This window comes from Alkalihalophilus lindianensis (genome assembly GCF_032843265.1).
Classification (GTDB): domain Bacteria; phylum Bacillota; class Bacilli; order Bacillales; family Bacillaceae_D; genus Alkalihalophilus; species Alkalihalophilus lindianensis.
Genome location: NZ_JAWJBA010000658.1, coordinates 1 through 255 on the forward strand (window position 1 = coordinate 1; position 255 = coordinate 255).

General features: G+C 73.3%; 1 pseudogene. It reads left to right on the forward strand.

The features are described 5' to 3' along the window. Nucleotides 1-255 (forward strand): annotated as a pseudogene (locus tag RYX56_RS23790) (acetyl-CoA carboxylase biotin carboxylase subunit); the annotation flags it as partial.

Sequence of the window (255 nt, forward strand, 5' to 3'; positions counted from 1 at the left end):
GCCGCGTCTACGCCGAGAGCGCGGCGCGCGGCTTCCTCCCGGACCCCGGCCCCCTTCTTCGCCACGCGCCGCCGGGCGGCCCGTACGTGCGCCTCGACGCGGGCGTCGAAGAGGGCGGCGTGGTGCCCGTCTACTACGACCCGATGATCTCGAAGCTCTCGACGTGGGGCCGCACGCGCGAGGAGGCCATCGTGCGGATGGACCGCGCGCTCTCCGAGTACGACATCGCGGGCGTGGAGACGACCATCCCGTTCT